The organism is Sedimentibacter sp. (genome assembly GCF_038562225.1).
Classification (GTDB): Bacteria; Bacillota; Clostridia; order Tissierellales; family Sedimentibacteraceae; genus Sedimentibacter.
Map to the genome: position 1 here is coordinate 657,351 of NZ_JBCFAS010000001.1, position 16,355 is coordinate 673,705.

Here is a 16,355-nt window from a genome sequence, read left to right on the forward strand (position 1 = left end):
GATAACACAATCACGAAACAATTTCAAGCATATTTATCTCGAAATGTTGTACACATCAACATCATCAGCTGTGATGCCCGTTTCCATTATATCTGCCAGGGCACTTACGGTGTCCAGGGATGTAAACACGTTGATTGAAGCTTCAACAGCAGTTCTTCTTATTCTGAAGCCGTCTGTGTGAACGTCATTTGCCTTTGTGGGTATGTCTACAACAACACCTATACCACCGCTTCTTACCAAATCGATGATATTAGGCTTTGCTTCCCTTACCTTCTTGACTGTCTCCGCCATAATTCCGTTTTCATTCAGATATTTTGCAGTGTTTTCCGTAGCTACAAAACCATATCCCATTTTGTTTAATTTTACAGCTATAGGCTTAAAGTTTTCTTTATCGCGGTTTCTAACGGTAGCAAGGATTTTTTTGTTTTTGTCAGGCATCTTTACTCCTGCTGCTATGAAGCCCTTGTAAAGCGCTTCGTTATAATCTCTTCCAACTCCCAGAACTTCACCTGTGGATTTCATTTCAGGTCCGAGGCTCACATCAACACCGTCAAGCTTCTGGGTTGAGAAAACCGGAACCTTCACTGCAATCAGCTCAGATTCCTTGTAAAGACCGGTGCCGTATTCCATGTCCTTAAGCTTTTCTCCAAGCATTACCCTTGTTGCTATTTCAATCATTGGAATCTTTGTAACCTTGCTTATATACGGAACCGTCCTGCTTGAACGCGGATTGACCTCAATGATGTAAAGCTCGTTTTCAAACTCGATGAACTGGATATTCACCATTCCCACTGTCTGAAGTGCCTTGGCTATTTTCTTCGTTATGTCTGCAAGTTTTTCTTTTATTTCCTTGCTCAGATTCTTAGGAGGATAGATGGATATGCTGTCGCCTGAGTGGATTCCCGCTCTTTCAAGATGCTCCATGATGCCTGGTATCAAGACGTCTTCTCCGTCGCAAATGGCATCAACCTCTATTTCCCTTCCTACCAGGTACTTGTCGATGAGAACGGTGTTCTTGGCTTCTCTCTCGAATGCGCTGCTCAGATACATCACCAAATCTTCCTCGGTGTAGGTAATTTCCATTCCCTGTCCTCCGAGCACGTAGGATGGTCTTACAAGCACCGGATATCCCACCTGGGAAGCTGCCTTCCTTCCATCTTCCACGTTTGTGACTGCTTTTCCCTTAGGTCTTTTGATTCCTAAGTCTTCAAGTATCTCATCGAACTTTTCCCTGTCCTCGGCCATGTCAATTTGCTCAGGGTCGGTTCCCAGTATAGGAATGTTTTTCTCCTTGAAGAAGTTTGCAAGCTTGATGGCTGTCTGGCCTCCAAACTGCAGCACAACTCCGTCAGGATTCTCTTTTTCCACAATGTTCAGCACATCTTCTTCCGTCAGGGGCTCGAAATAAAGCTTGTCGGCAATGTCAAAGTCCGTGCTTACGGTTTCGGGATTGTTGTTTACTATTATTGTTTCTATGCCGCATTTTTCCAGGGCAAATATGCTGTGAACCGAGCAGTAGTCAAACTCAACGCCCTGACCTATTCTAATGGGACCGGAACCGATAACGAGAATTTTCTTCTTATCTGAAGTGACAACTTCGTCAAATTCGTCGTAAGTGGAGTAATAGTACGGTGAAACTGCCTCGAATTCTCCTCCGCAGGTGTCAACCATCTTGTACACTGCCTTTATGTTGTTCTTCATTCTCATGTCGTATATTGTTCCCGGTTTTACCTTTATTAAATCAGCGATTCCCTTATCGGAGAATCCCATTTTCTTTAGCCTTTTAAGCCATTTTCCGTCAAGCTCCTCAATGCTTGCGTTTCTCAGCATTTCCTCTTCTTCAACGATGTTGTATATCTTGTGAAGGAAGAACTTGTCAACGCCTGTAAGCTCGGCTATCTTTCCGATTCTGTATCCTCTTCTTATAAGCTCTGCCAGGTAGAACAGCCTTTCGTCGTCTGGAGTCTGGATTCTTGCCTTAAGCTCCACCATGCTTTTTTCAGCAGCCTTCTTGCTGTAGAGGCTGTACTGCTTAATTTCCAGAGAGCGCACTGCTTTTAAAAGCGCCGCTTCGAAGCTGTTGCCTATGGCCATCACTTCTCCGGTTGCCATCATTTTTGTTCCGAGGCTTCTCTTTGCCTTGAAGAACTTATCAAAAGGCCACTTTGGAATCTTCAGCACCACATAGTCCAGCGTCGGCTCGAATGCTGCATACGTCTTGCCTGTAACTGCGTTAACTATTTCGTCCAGGTTGTAGCCCAGAGCTATTTTTGTTGCAACCTTTGCTATTGGATAACCTGTGGCTTTTGAAGCCAGAGCTGAAGAACGGCTGACCCTCGGATTTATTTCTATTACGGCGTACTCGAAGCTTTCGGGATTCAGCGCCAGCTGCACGTTGCATCCTCCCTCGATTCCTATGGCATCTATTATCCTTATGGACGCGGTACGAAGCATCTGGTATTCCACGTCAGACAAGGTCTGCGAAGGGGCCACTACTATGCTGTCTCCTGTGTGAACACCAACCGGGTCGAAGTTTTCCATATTGCATATGGTTATGCAAGTGCCGTTCTTGTCTCGCATAACCTCGTATTCTATTTCCTTCCAGCCCTTGATGCTTTTTTCTATGAGCACCTGGCTGTTAAGGCTAAGCTGAAGTCCTGCGGACAGAATTTCAACAAGCTCTTCCTGGTTGTTGGCTATTCCTCCGCCTGTTCCTCCCAGCGTGTAGGCAGGTCTTATAATTACGGGGTAACCGATTCTGTCGGCAACCTTTTTGCCTGATTCAAGGTCAGTGACAATTTCAGAGTCAACGATGGGTTCCCCTATCCTGTTCATCATTTCCTTGAACAGCTCCCTGTCCTCACCATACTTAATGGACTGTACGCTGGTTCCTATTACTCTAACATTGTATTTATCAAGGATTCCCTTGTCGTAAAGCTCAACGGTCAGGTTCAGGCCGGTCTGTCCGCCCATGCCGGCAATGACGCTGTCAGGTCTTTCCTTTGCAATTATTTTTTCAACATATTCAACAGTCAGAGGCTCTATATAAACCTTGTCTGCAATTTCCGCGTCTGTCATTATGGTTGCAGGATTAGAATTTATGAGAACTGTTTCGATTCCTTCCTCTCTTAAGGCTCTGCAGGCCTGAGTGCCGGAGTAGTCAAATTCGGCCGCCTGTCCGATTATTATAGGTCCAGAGCCTATAACCAACACTTTTTTAATGCTTTTATCTAAGCCCATATTTGTTCTCCTTTGTAAAGTTTTATGAAATCGTCGAAAATCGTATGTGAATCGTGTGGTCCTGGACACGCTTCGGGATGGTACTGAACTCCCATTACAGGAAGGGTCTTATGTCTCACTCCCTCAACCGTGCCGTCGTTGATGTTCACATGGGTTATTTCAAGGTCCGCTGGAAGTGAATCCCTCTTCACCATGTATCCATGGTTTTGGGATGTTATGGTTACCTTGCCTGTTACGAGGTTTTTAACCGGATGGTTGCATCCTCTGTGGCCGAACTTCATCTTTTCAGTCTCTGCTCCCATGGCCAGGGCGATTATCTGCACTCCAAGGCAAATTCCCGTCACAGGGATTTTTCCTATGAGGTCCCTTACTGTTTCAATTACGTCAGGCAGATCCGTAGGGTCTCCCGGTCCGTTTGATAAAAATATTCCGTCAAAATTGTACTTCATTATCTCTTCTTTTGAAGTGTGGGCAGGGAACACTGTAAGCCTGCACCCTTTGTTCATGAATGAGTTCAGAATGTTTGACTTGATGCCGCAGTCTATGACGCCAATGTGAAGGTCCCCGTCTCCCATGGTCTTCACTTCTTTTGGAGTAACTCTGTCAACGGCGTCCGTGTTTGTGAAAGAGTCAAAAAGGTCTTTGGCTTCACCGATGCTCAGTTCCCTGGTAGTTATGATTCCTTTCATGGTTCCTGCATTTCGCAGTATCTTAGTAAGTTCTCTTGTATCTATCCCCTGGATGCCCATAATGTTGTTTTGCTTTAAATAAACATCCAAATCTATCTCGCAGCGGAAGTTGTTAGGCACCTTGCATGCTTCTCTCACTATGAAACCTTTGACCTTCGGCGACGATGACTGTGAATCGTCCAGGTTGGTTCCGTAATTTCCTATTAAAGGATAGGTCATTGTTACTATCTGACCGTAGTAGGACGGGTCTGTGAGTATTTCCTGATACCCTGTCATTCCTGTATTAAAAACCACTTCTCCAACCGTTTCGGATATCTTTCCGAAACATTCGCCTTCAAATACAGTGTTGTTTTCAAGTATTAACTTTCCCTTCATAAATGCCTCCTATATAATTATTAAAAACCTGTATATGCAAAAAAATAGCTGCTTCGCTAAAAATAATAGTGAAAACAGCTATTTGCGTCATTAGACAATTTTGTTAAAGACGTTATATATTTTAACATATGCTTTTTTAACTTGCTTTTTTTATAGTCCATTTTCACACCTCAGAAATTTATCTATAAAAAAATAACACAAGTCAGATGATTTGTCAATATGTATGTTTAAATATTTTTGAGAATATTTTTAAACAGCGTAACTTTTGTCAAAACTTCAAAAGCAAACAATTTCATCAGCTTTTGTTTCTGAAGAAATATCCCACGCCCCATTTTGTGAGAATATATTCATAATTTTTATCCTTGCTCTCTATTTTTTCACGGAGTCTTCGCACGTGAACATCCACTGTTCTTAAGTCCCCGAAGTATTCGTAGCCCCAGATGATTTCCAAAAGTTCTTCCCTGGAAAACACCTTGCCGGGATTGGTGGCAAGCAAAAGTAAAAGGTCGAACTCCTTAGCCGTCAGATTTATCTCCTGACCGTGCAGGCTCACTTTTCTTCCGAGAGCGTTGATGATGAAATCATCCACAATGATGGTCTGCTCGTTTGGTTTTTGGGTTATACCTTTGGTCCTTCTCAAAATCGCCTTGATTCTCGCTTTGAGTTCGAGAATGTTGAAGGGTTTCGTCACGTAATCGTCTGCTCCGTATTCAAGGCTGAGTATTTTGTTCATGTCTTCATTGTTTGCAGTAAGAATCAGTATGGGAGCATTGGTTATTTCTCTAATTTTTTGACAAACCTCAAGGCCGTCCATTTCAGGCAAAATTAAGTCGAGAATTATTATGTCATACTCAGTTAGAGCTATTTTTCTTAAGGCTTCATTGCCGTCGACAGCAGAATCAACTTCATAGCTGTCTTGTTCCAAGCTGAATTTAAGACCTTTAATCAATAAGAGCTCGTCATCTACAATTAACACCTTCATTTGTTACGCTCCTTAAATTAGTTTGTTACAAAAATTAAACTTTTTATTAATATTACATTGAAATGCAAAAATTGTCAAGAAAAATATTAAATTATGGTAAAATGTAGTGACGTAATACTAAAACAAAACCCTGTCGTTGCCCACCCTTCTGGTTATCCTCGTCATGTCGAAATGCTCTAACAGCCCGATTGCAACCTTACGGTTTGCGCAGAGGACATCTCTGTACTCTGCAGCGGTTATTTTTTGATTTTTTGTAATAAAGTTTATTAATATACTTTTTGCTTCCTCATATATTTCTGTCTTTGTTATTCCCAGCTCTCCTATTTTCACAAGTATCTTTTCATCAAGCATGAGTGCTATTATTTCTTCTGCCCTGGATGAATTTATTCTTGATGCAAGCTCATCCTGCTTCAGAAACTCAAACCTTGCCTCTTCCATAATTCTGATTGTTTCACTGGATACAGCTGCATATTCCTCGTCATGCTGCACCTTGAAGTATGGAAGTGACAAAAATTCGCCTTCCTGCTTCAGCACTCCCCTCTCGCAAAACCCAGCCACAGCAAGATCAAACACGTTTTGTTTAAGTGCCGGAAGGAATCTGCTTTTCACTTCAGATTTTTTTGCACCCTTAACGTACTTGTTTTTACTGTGGAAATCGAAAAGGTACTTTTCTATGTTTTCTTCCAGCTCTCTTTCAAAGCTTTTGTGCCATACGTATATATCGTTTTTAAGCCTGAAGGTTGCGAGCTTTTCCTCTTCCTCCAAAACCTCGATGCTGTTTTTGATCTCTTCCTCCCTGAGGGCTGTAAGTTTTGCCAGCTCGGAAACCGACGGAACATTTTTTGAGTTTTCTCTAATTATCTTTTCTATGACATCAGTTCCGGAACCTTTTTCCTTAACCTTAAGTTCCTCTATGAGCTTGTCGTCGAATCTCTTTTTCTTCAGCGGAACAGGCTCGATGATTTCTCCTCCCCCTATGGTTTCCATGGGTGAGTAAAACCTTACAATAAATTTATCTCCTCTTCGAACAGCAATTTCTTCTTCAAGACGAAGCTGAGCAAAGCAGCTTTCACCGGGTGACAGTTCATCCTTGTCAAGAAGAACCACCCTGCACAGTATTTCGCTGGTTCCGGTGTAAAGGTGAAGTCTTGAGCGATTTTCCACCACCCGTCTTGAGCTTTTTAAAAGGGATAGCCTCACATCCAGCATCATAGTGTTTTTCATGGAATTTACGGGAGCTATGACGCATCCTCTGTAAATGTCCGTTTTTCGCACGTTGGACAGGTTGATTGCAGTCCTTTGTCCGGCATAGGCCTTATCGCAGTCTGCAGAGTGCACCTGTATGTTTCTGACCTTGCATATTTTGTTTACTGGATATATTTCAACCTCGTCGCCCTTTTTAAGCTCCCCTGAAATAAGCGTCCCAGTTATGACTGTTCCAAATCCGGTTATGGAAAACACACGGTCTATGGGAAGCCTCGGTATGGTGCTTAAATCCCTTCCTTCAACCTGTGTTTCGGTCTGTCTTACAATCTGTTCAACCAGTTTGTCAAGTCCGTGCCCTGTCTTTGAAGAAACCTCCACCATGGGAGAATTCTCCAGGAATGTGCCCTTCAGGGATTCCTTTATGTCTTCCTTGACCAGTTCTATCCATTCGGGATCCACCAGGTCGTACTTTGTCAGAACAACTATTCCGTTTTTTACTCCCAGCATGTTAAGTATGTTTAAGTGTTCCGTTGTTTGCGGCATTATTCCTTCGTCCGCTGCTATGACCAGGAGCACAAGATCCATGCCTATGACGCCTGCAAGCATGTTCTTGATGAATTTTTCATGTCCGGGCACATCTATGATTCCGGCTTTGCTGCCGTTAGGAAGGTCGAAGTAGGTGAAGCCCAGGTCAATGGTTATTCCCCTTCTTTTTTCTTCTTCCCACCTGTCCGTGTCCCTGCCGGTTAGAGCCTTTATCAATGTTGTCTTTCCGTGGTCTATGTGACCTGCCGTTCCAATTATTACGTTCATATGCCCTCCAGGCTAACTCAATATGTTTTTGATGGATTCATAGATTAAATTTGTTTCACCTTCAAGGACCGTTCTTAAATCCATGATGAAATTATCATCTGCGACTCTTCCTATTACCGGTGTTTCCAGGTGCCTTAGTTTCTTTTCGAGATTAGCCGTCGTCATGGTCTTTGGCTTTAACACAACTGACCAGCTGCCGAGCCTTTGAAGGGGAAGCGAACCGCCGCCAACCTGAGATTCGCAGCTTTCTGCCTTAACTAGACAATTGTGACCTACGGCAGACTCCAGCATTTCACACAGCTGTTTTGCCTGATGACAGATATCTTCCTGGCTTCTGTTTATGAGCATAAGAACAGGGACATTCTTAACTGCCTTTTCCTCATGGATGTATTCGTGAAACACCGATTCCAGTGCAATGGCAGTAAACTTGTCGATTCTTAAAGCCCTTGTGAGAGGATGCTTCTTTATTTTTTCCACAAGTTCCTTTTTCCCAACAATTATTCCTGCCTGCGGTCCTCCCAGCAGCTTATCACCGCTGAAGCATACAATATCTGCCCCAGCCTGAATGGACTCCTGCACGGTGGGCTCATGGTCAAGACCGTACTTGGAAAGATCAACAAGAACGCCGCTTCCTATGTCCTCAATGACAGGAATTCCGTGTTTATGGGCCAGCTCTGACAGTTCTCCCACACTCACCGATTCTGTGAAGCCTACAATCCTGTAGTTGCTGGTGTGAACCTTCAATAGAGCCGCTGTTTCCTCATTGACTGCATTTTCATAGTCGTAGAGGTGTGTCTTGTTGGTTGTTCCAACCTCAACCAGTTTTGAACCGCTTTGAGCCATGACGTCCGGGACCCTGAAGGATCCTCCTATTTCAACCAGTTCACCCCTTGAGACAACAACCTCCCTGCCTTTAGCAAGAGCAGAAAGAATGAGCATCACCGCTGCTGCATTGTTGTTTACAGCCATGGCGGCTTCTGCTCCTGTAATTTTGGTGATGATTTTTTCAAAGTGCGAATACCTTGATCCTCTTTTTCCTTCCTCCAGGTCGTACTCCAGGTTTGAGTAACCGGTTACCAGCTTCTTGAGCCTTTCGGCCGCCTCTTCAGAGATTACGGCTCTCCCAAGATTTGTGTGAAGGATTGTACCTGTTGCGTTTATTACCTTCTTTAAGTTGTATGAAGCGAGTTTTTCAATGTGGCTTGCTATGTCCAGTGACAGCGAGTCAATTTTATTTAAAATATTCTCCTCATCATGGGAGCTGTTTATGTAATCCCGAAGTTCCTCTGTTTTCAATCTCACGGCTTCAAGGACAAAGTCCCTGCCAAACCTTTCACACAAGCTTTTCATTTCTTCGGTCTCCATCATCATGTCGACCTTTGGAATGCTTCTGAAAAACAAATTTTTTTCCATTTTATCTCCCGCTAAATTAGTTTTATGTACTTTTCCTGCTTTTCCGTTACCCTGCCTACCGCTGCGCAGGGTGTTGCAAGGCTCTTTTCAAGCTTATCCATAATTTCTTCCATATATTTTTCGTTCACGGAAAACATGAGGCCTCCCGAAGTCTGAGGGTCGAAGGCAAGGTCTGCATAATCTTCCGAAAGGCCTTCATATCCTACCTTTTCAGAAAAATATTTTTTGTTTCTGTAGGCTCCGGCCGGTACCAGACCCATTTGAGCATAATCCAGTGCTTCTCTCAGGAGCGGAACCTTCTTCATGTCAATTACAAACGTAACGTTGCTGGCTTCTGCCATCTCTGCTCCGTGACCGGCCAGACCGAAGCCTGTGATGTCCGTGCAGCAGCTTATGGGATAATTCTCAATCACCCTCTTCGCTTTCATGTTAAGTTCAGCCATAACGTTAATTGCATCCTTTTCGGCTTTTTCTGAACACATCCCTGCTTTGATTGAAGTGTTTATTATGCCGGAGCCGATGGGCTTTGTCAGTATAAGCACTTCTCCGGGGATGGCTCCGTAGTTCCTGAACACCTTGTCAGGATGTATGAAACCTGTGACGCACAGACCGTACTTGGGTTCGTCATCTTCAACGGAGTGTCCTCCGGCAATGGTTGCGCCGGCTTCCATAACCTTTGAAGCTCCTCCTTTTAGAATTTCTGCCATGACATCAGGGTCAAGGCAGTTGGGAAAACCTATGATGTTCAGTGCAATGGCAGGTTCGCCTCCCATGGCATAGACGTCGCTTAGGGAATTGGCTGCTGCTATCTGGCCGAATGTGTACGGATCATCAACAACCGGAGTGAAAAAATCAACGGTCTGTATCATAGCCGTTTCATCATTTATTTTATAAACACAGGCATCATCCGATGTTTCCAATCCAACAAGCAGCTTTTCATTTTTAAACTTCGGCAGCTTGCTCAAAACTTGAGCAAGGGTCTCAGGACCTATCTTGGCAGCTCAGCCGGATGCCTTTGTCATTTGTGTCAACTTTATTTCCTTTATAGACATTATATCACCTCGTTAGTTCGTATATATGTTATCCTGCGCTGTGGCAAGGTACATTACTTATCAGTTTTTCTGTGGCTATGGCCAATTTAATTTATTGTTATATGGTCAATTTAATTTATTGTTATCATTTCCTTGATCTTTTCAAATGTCTTGTCGCCTATGCCCGGAACTTCCTTGATTTCTTCAATGGCAGAAAACTTCTTCCTGCTTCTGTAATCAATTATTCGACCTGCGTAAACCTCTCCGATGCCGTTTAAGGACATGAGCTGTTCAAGGGTGGCTGTGTTTATGTTTATTTTTCCGTTGTCTGCCGGTTCACCCTGGTTAATGGACTCATCTTCTTCACCTTGTTCCGGAATGTATATCTTTTCGCCGTCAACAAGCTTTCTCGCCTTGTTGAGATTTTTTGTAACGGCAGTTTCCTTCAGCCCTCCGGCCTTCTCAACCGCGTCAATAACCCGGTCGCCGTCCAGAAACTCATAAACTCCCGGGCTGTTGACGGCTCCGTCAACGTCCACATAAATGAATCGTGTTATTTCCTCCAAGACGTCTTCTGCATCTTCTGTATCCGGGTATGTTTCATCCTGTTCAATTATTTCCAAATCTTTTTCCCTTCCAGCCAGTTTAATCCCGACCGCTGCCATAACAATGAATGCAATGATTAAAACAACCGCAAGGCCTTTTTTGTATAAGGAATTGTTCATAAAAGCCCCCAAAGAAAATGTTGTTCATCGCACAAGTATTATACATTATTTTAAGAAAAAAAACAAAATTTTTAATTACAAACTATATAATTTCTGCTATACTATAACTTGATTTGTATTGAAGGAGTTTACGCATGGTAAAAAGAGTAATAGCCTGTTATTTTGTTGTTTCGGTTCTTTTGTTAAACTTCAGCAGGGCTTATGCTGAACCTTCTATATTGTGTGAAACGGCTGTACTTATAGATGCAGATACAGGAACCATACTATCATCAAAACGAGCAGACCAAAAAATGTATCCTGCAAGTACGACAAAGATAATGACTGCCATTTTAGCAATAGAGATGGGCAATTTATCCGATGTCATAACAGTTGATGATGACACTCCTTATGAAATCGAAGGAAGCCACATAGCGTTGGAACCAGGTGAAATTCTCACCCTTAAGGACCTTTTGTACGCTTTGATGCTTCCGTCAGCCAACGATGCAGCATCTGCCATAGCCAAGCATTACGGCGGCACCACGGAAAACTTTGTAAAACTGATGAATGAGAAGGCAAAGGAACTTGGAGCATACAACACACACTTTGCAAATCCCCACGGTCTTCATGATGAAAATCATTACACAACGGCTGCTGACCTGGCGCTGATATCTAAGTACGCCATGGAAAACGAAACGTTCAGAAAGATTGTGAGCACCACAAAGTATGAGATTCAGCCCACAAACAAAAAATCTGAAACCCGTTATTTCACCACATTGAACAAGCTGTTGTACAACACAAGCTCCAATCAGATCTATGTGAACGGTTCCTACATAAGTCCTTACTACCAATACGCTACCGGCGTAAAGACAGGATACACACCGGAAGCAGGCAACTGCCTTGTGGCATCCGCATCCCAAAACGGAACAAATCTCATAGCCGTGGCAATGAAGGGTGTTTCCCTTGAAATGTACCAGGACGTGCACAACCTGTTCAATTTCGGTTTTGAAGAATATCAAAGCACTACCATCATAGGCAAAAACACCTTTGTGGAAAATGTCAAGATTGAAAACGGAGACAGCCGTGAAATATCTGCAATAACAGAAAGCAGCTTCAAAACACTGTTAAAGAAGAATCAGGAACAGGAAATTAAGTCCAACGTCACAATAAATGAAATCACACTTCCGATTGCCAAGAACGATGTGGTTGGAAAAATAGAGTACTCTGTTGACGGAAACGTGATTGGAAGCGTCAACCTCATATCTCCAGTAGATGTGAAAAGCGTTGAGCTCGAAAGCTCTGGCGGCGGAATATTGTACTTTGTGCTTAAGTTTCTCGGCTCCCTGGTGGTTTTTTCAGCAGTAGCTCTCATACTTCTCAAGGTTTACAATGATATAAGAATAAGGATTAACAGAAGAAAACGGCGCAGAAAATATAACAACAGCTAAAAATTCAGGGCAACCTGAATTTTTTGTTATATAAAAGTTGCTCGCAACTCCGGTAGGTGAACCTATGTCCCCTACCGCGTAAAACTGCTTACTGCAGAGATGTACGAAAGAGGACTTTCCTATAAAAAAACTCTGGCAGACCTTCATCTGCCAGAATTATCTGTTATTCCACCACAGCTATGGCGTCTATTTCCACATTACCATCCTTTGGAAGCCTTGCAACCTCAACGCAAACTCTTGCTGGCTTGTTGTCCTGGAACACTTCAGCATACATTTCGTTTATGAGTCCGAACTGTTCCATGTTCTTGATATATACAGTGCATTTTACAACATCGTTAAGTGTGGCGCCTGCTGCTTCGAGAATAGCCTTCACGTTCATCAGGGACATCCTTGTTTCTTCCTTGATGTCTCCTCCCTTATACAGTTCTCCTGTGGCAGGGTTAAATGCCAGCTGGCCTGAAACATAAATGGTGTTTCCGGCTTTTTTTGCCTGTGAGTAAGGCCCTACTGCTGCCGGAGCGTTGCTTGTGTGAATTGTTATATTCGACATAACATCCTCCTATTTCCAATTTTTTATTCCATATTGTTCAACATCTATTGAGTTGTTGTCGTACCACAATGATTCAAGGTCGTAAATTTCCCTTTCCTCCTTGTGGAAGATATGAACAATTATGTTGTCTGTTTCGAGCAGAATCCATCTTCCCGTATCGAAGCCTTCCGTATAGTAAAAGTCTATGCCTTCCTTTGCTCCCTTGTCAATCACTTCGTCGGCTATGGCCACTGTCTGCTTTTCGTTGTTTCCGCTGCATATTATGAAATAATCCGTGATGGAACTGGTTTTTGAAACATCCAGCACCACGAAGTTGTATGCTTTTTTGTTATCACACGCTTCGAGAATTGTTTCAATGCTTTTTCTGTCTAAATTCATTTTTCCTCCTTTAGAAATTTCAATGTTTTAAGTGATTCTATATCAAGTTCTTGACTTCTCATCTTCACATATTCGATGGTCCTTTCCAGCGAACAGATTATTGCGTCGTCAATGTCCTCGTCCGCAAGTGTTCTCAATTCCTCCACACCTTCGTACCTTCTGTTTTTTTCAGTCTTGTCTGCAAGGTAGACGATTTTTTCAAGCATGGTCATCGCTTCCCTACCGGTGGTATGATACCGTATGGCGCTAAGAATCTCTTCGTCTTCAACTCCGTATACCGTTCTTGCAAGCTCGGCGCTCTTTTTAGCATGAGTCAGGTTGTCGTTTTTATCCATGGATTTTCCGCAGTCGTGCAAAAGCCCTGCGATTTTTGCCTGTTCTTCGTCTGCGCTGTAAATTGCTGCAAGCCTTACGGCTTCCTCCATGACACCCATGCTGTGCATGAACCTCTTTTCACTGATTGAGCCAGCCAGGGTTTGTTTCATTTTTTCAAAATTCATTTTCCGTCTCCAGGTACAGTCGGTGCTTTACAATGTACTGCTCCACGCTTTCCGGAAGCAGATATCTTGCCGACATTCCATTTTTGAACCTGCTGCGTATGTCTGTAGAAGATATTTGAAGCATGGGCGCCTGATAAAGCTCAATGTGCCCATTGTATATGCGGTTTATCTCTTCAATTTTTGTTTTAGCGTCTTCCAGGCTGTTGCCAGGGCGCAAAACCGCTATGAATCTGCAAATCTTAAGAAGTTCACCGGGATTGTGCCAACTGGGAAGATCTATTACTGCGTCGGTTCCGGTTATAAAATAAAACTCGGCTTCCGGATATTTTTGTTTGAACTCCAGCATGGTCTTTAAGGTATAGCTTTTCTCTTCCTTTTTTATTTCAATGTCAGAAACAGTAAACCTGTCGTTTGACAATGTGGCTAGCTGCGTCATGATGTAGCGGTCATATGAACATGCTGCTGTACCTCTTTTATGTGGAGGATTTCCGGCAGGTATGAAAATAATTTCATCCAGACCGTAAATATTAAGCACCTCGTTGGCCACGAAAAGATGCCCCATGTGGACAGGGTCGAAGGTTCCTCCCATAATTCCAATCTTTTTCATCTTATCTCCTTTTGTATTTAAAAAATGCATAGGCAACAGATACCGCCAATGACAATACGGTCAATAAAATGTTTTCTCCGGATGCTTCTCCCTGCACAAGAAAAAACTTGGCTGCAGCGGCTCCCAGAATCCCCGGAAAAATCAGGTGGAAATACTGTTTAACCTTAGAATTTTTTACAAGGTTTATTCTTTCAAGAAGGCTTTCCCTCCCCTGGTAATATCCGTTCAACCAGCCCGAGAAGGAAATTGCAAGAATGCAAGACGCAAGTGCTGCAATAGGTAAAAACGCCGCCAGAAATTTCCCGTCCAGACACATCATGACTGAAGTTGAAATAAACAATGGAGTCAACACCACCTGCGTAAAGGAGTCTCCAAGTCCGGCGGCGATGCCCATCATCCCTTTCTTGATATATGATGCATCAAGGTTCTCACCTTTCATGGCCGCTTCTTCCTCCATAGCAACAATGTAGCCGTGAATGGGTGTTCCCATATTGGGTTCCGTGTTGAAGAATTCACAGTGCCTGTGTACTGCATCGGACACTTCCTGCTCCCGGCTGTAAAGCTTGCGGAATATGTTCTTCATGCTGTGACCATAAGCCATACCCTGAAGCCTTCCGTAGCTGTAGCATGAATGCGAAAAGTTCATCCAGATGAACCACGAGTACACAAGATCTTTCTTTCTTATATTATTGTTTTTATGGTCACTTTTATTAATGCAGAATATTTTTTTGTTTGAAATGAATAAAAGCAAAAAGATCAAAAAAAGCAAAACAACATATGTATTCAAATCAGTCAGCAGCACAACCGCAAAGGATGCTGCGAAAACAAGAAGCGACTTCTTGTTATTAAGGCTTAGCAACAAGACTGCAACTGAAGCAAATACCATAAACATGGCGACCCCATGCAAAAAACCTTTAATAATGCTGTAATATGTTGCTGCATATGCTCCAGCCGCGTTCAGTGCCAGAAAAGATACTGCCACCACTGCGCTGCTCATTATGTACAAAAGTAATTGAGGGTATAAGCCGTCATAAAGACTTATGTCAGGGTTGTTTCCCCTTTCGTATTCCTTCTCGTATCCGTTTACAAATATGGAATTGATGCTGAGTCTGTACTTCCATATAAGCGTCCCCAAAAATCCAAAGGGATACGCCAGCACAGCAGATTCCGCAGGCGAGAAGCCATAAACCACCGCCCAGGCTGCAGCCATTACGGCTGTAAGGCACTGGTCTCCCTTAAAGGATCCTCCTGTGGAAACAAAGCTCATGTACACAATGTTAACAACAGCACCTGCACTCATCCCAAGAAACGGATCTCCAAGTATCAACCCTGTCGCAAGACCTGCCACAACAGGCCTGTACACGGTGTAATATCCGATGCCCAGGGACAGCGCCGTGCTGCTTGCCCAGAAATATAAAACACTTATAAAAAAATAATCAGCAAATGTCATTTTGAAACCTGTTCGACAGTAACCGCCCTGTCCTTGGGAAGAGTCTTAAGTTCAACCTTAATTCCGCGTTGTTCCATGTTTTTAAGCAAATTGATCTCATCCCCGTTCAGGTGGATGGAGTTCAGGCATCTTTCGCGGCCTTTGCCGCTTCCAAGTCCTCCTACGTTAAGACTATCTATGGCTACATTTGATTTTATTAATTCATCAACATATTCAATATATCTTGAAAGGATTAAAATCCTCGATCCATTATCATCCGACTTAAGGTATGATGATGCTTCCTCCGTGCTTAAAACTTTAACGTCTATGTTATTCGGAGCTGCATTTTTTATGATTTGTGACATGAATTCATCCTTAGAATATTCATCATCAACAATCACCACTTCGTCAGCCTTCGAAAATGGAATCCAGGATACTACCACCTGACCGTGCAAAAGCCTGTCATCGATCCTGGTCAATACGATGTTTTTCATTGTTCCTCCGTTATTCTGCCAAGAACTGCTCGTTAACAAACACTATGCTTTTTTTGCCGTTCTTGATTATTTTTTCTGCCACTTCCTCCATTGTATAGCAATCTCTGCTAACAGCAATGTCAATGAACAGCGGAAAATTGATTCCTGTAATGTGATAGAAATTTCTGTTTTTCATTGTTCTTGTTACCGCATTGTATGGGCTACCCCCGTACATGTCTGTAAAAACAATCAAATCTTCCCCGGAAAGCTCATCTATCTTTTCCTCAACCTGCCTCAACAGCTCATCGAAGCTTTCCCCCTGATGAAATGATATGCTCTGTGCACCTTCAACCTTGCCTATTATAAGTTCAGAGCTTTTCAATAATTCCTTGCCAAAATCACCGTGTGTTACAAGTAAAATATTTATCATTATTTCATCTCCTTCTGTTGCTATTCTTTTATACATATGTGTGGATATCGAATTCAATAAGAGTACTAGTTTTTATTATATCATAATACA

Annotated in this window: 15 protein-coding genes; 1 reads left to right on the forward strand and 14 read right to left on the reverse strand. The window is 42.9% G+C overall.

Annotation, left to right across the window (positions count from 1 at the left end):
- Positions 1–33: 33 nt before the first annotated feature.
- The 7 genes from carB to AAGU76_RS03195 all read right to left on the reverse strand — a co-directional run bounded on the left by carB (position 34) and on the right by AAGU76_RS03195 (position 10,474).
- The gene (gene carB / locus AAGU76_RS03165; RefSeq protein WP_342483984.1) at positions 34–3,240 is read right to left on the reverse strand and encodes a carbamoyl-phosphate synthase large subunit; all 3,207 of its coding nucleotides are present in this window, start codon (positions 3,238–3,240) and stop codon (positions 34–36) included.
- Positions 3,231–4,304, reverse strand: coding sequence for a glutamine-hydrolyzing carbamoyl-phosphate synthase small subunit (gene carA, locus AAGU76_RS03170; RefSeq protein WP_342483985.1), 1,074 nt, complete (start codon positions 4,302–4,304; stop codon positions 3,231–3,233). Before carA ends, carB begins: the two co-directional genes overlap by 10 nt.
- 295 nt (positions 4,305–4,599) lie before the next feature.
- On the reverse strand, positions 4,600–5,286 hold the full coding sequence (locus tag AAGU76_RS03175; protein WP_342483986.1) for a response regulator transcription factor: 687 nt from the start codon (positions 5,284–5,286) through the stop codon (positions 4,600–4,602).
- Positions 5,287–5,403: 117 nt separating this feature from the next.
- On the reverse strand, positions 5,404–7,305 hold the full coding sequence (selB, locus tag AAGU76_RS03180; protein WP_342483987.1) for a selenocysteine-specific translation elongation factor: 1,902 nt from the start codon (positions 7,303–7,305) through the stop codon (positions 5,404–5,406).
- A gap of 12 nt (positions 7,306–7,317) precedes the next feature.
- Positions 7,318–8,718: an L-seryl-tRNA(Sec) selenium transferase gene (selA, locus tag AAGU76_RS03185; protein WP_342483988.1), complete on the reverse strand. Its 1,401-nt coding sequence runs from the start codon at positions 8,716–8,718 to the stop codon at positions 7,318–7,320.
- An 11-nt stretch (positions 8,719–8,729) separates the two neighbouring features.
- Positions 8,730–9,770: a selenide, water dikinase SelD gene (gene selD, locus AAGU76_RS03190; protein WP_342483989.1), complete on the reverse strand. Its 1,041-nt coding sequence runs from the start codon at positions 9,768–9,770 to the stop codon at positions 8,730–8,732.
- 110 nt (positions 9,771–9,880) lie between these two features.
- Entirely contained in the window at positions 9,881–10,474 is a 594-nt protein-coding gene (locus tag AAGU76_RS03195; protein WP_342483990.1) for a helix-hairpin-helix domain-containing protein, read from the reverse strand.
- Positions 10,475–10,608: 134 nt separating this feature from the next.
- Here AAGU76_RS03195 and AAGU76_RS03200 point away from each other — a divergent pair, with 134 nt between their 5' ends.
- Positions 10,609–11,898 (forward strand): D-alanyl-D-alanine carboxypeptidase family protein, encoded by a 1,290-nt coding sequence (locus AAGU76_RS03200; RefSeq protein ID WP_342483991.1) that lies wholly within the window; start codon positions 10,609–10,611, stop codon positions 11,896–11,898.
- Between the two features lie 163 nt (positions 11,899–12,061).
- Here the strand turns inward: AAGU76_RS03200 and AAGU76_RS03205 are convergent, their stop codons facing one another.
- The 7 genes from AAGU76_RS03205 to AAGU76_RS03235 are packed head-to-tail and all read right to left on the reverse strand — an operon-like array spanning position 12,062 to position 16,265.
- Complete coding sequence (locus AAGU76_RS03205) at positions 12,062–12,448, reverse strand: RidA family protein (protein WP_342483992.1); 387 nt, start codon at positions 12,446–12,448, stop codon at positions 12,062–12,064.
- Between the two features lie 9 nt (positions 12,449–12,457).
- Positions 12,458–12,826 carry a ribosome silencing factor gene (gene rsfS / locus AAGU76_RS03210; protein WP_342483993.1) on the reverse strand — a complete coding sequence of 123 codons (369 nt, stop codon included), beginning with the start codon at positions 12,824–12,826 and terminating at the stop codon, positions 12,458–12,460.
- Complete coding sequence (yqeK, locus tag AAGU76_RS03215) at positions 12,823–13,326, reverse strand: bis(5'-nucleosyl)-tetraphosphatase (symmetrical) YqeK (protein WP_342483994.1); 504 nt, start codon at positions 13,324–13,326, stop codon at positions 12,823–12,825. The genes rsfS and yqeK overlap by 4 nt, the downstream gene beginning before the upstream one ends.
- Positions 13,316–13,933 (reverse strand): nicotinate-nucleotide adenylyltransferase, encoded by a 618-nt coding sequence (gene nadD, locus AAGU76_RS03220; protein ID WP_342483995.1) that lies wholly within the window; start codon positions 13,931–13,933, stop codon positions 13,316–13,318. Before nadD ends, yqeK begins: the two co-directional genes overlap by 11 nt.
- A 1-nt stretch (position 13,934) precedes the next feature.
- Positions 13,935–15,383 (reverse strand): PTS system mannose/fructose/sorbose family transporter subunit IID, encoded by a 1,449-nt coding sequence (locus AAGU76_RS03225; protein WP_342483996.1) that lies wholly within the window; start codon positions 15,381–15,383, stop codon positions 13,935–13,937.
- Positions 15,380–15,856: a PTS sugar transporter subunit IIB gene (locus tag AAGU76_RS03230; protein ID WP_342483997.1), complete on the reverse strand. Its 477-nt coding sequence runs from the start codon at positions 15,854–15,856 to the stop codon at positions 15,380–15,382. Before AAGU76_RS03230 ends, AAGU76_RS03225 begins: the two co-directional genes overlap by 4 nt.
- A 10-nt stretch (positions 15,857–15,866) precedes the next feature.
- On the reverse strand, positions 15,867–16,265 hold the full coding sequence (locus AAGU76_RS03235) for a PTS sugar transporter subunit IIA (protein WP_342483998.1): 399 nt from the start codon (positions 16,263–16,265) through the stop codon (positions 15,867–15,869).
- Positions 16,266–16,355 lie beyond the last annotated feature (90 nt).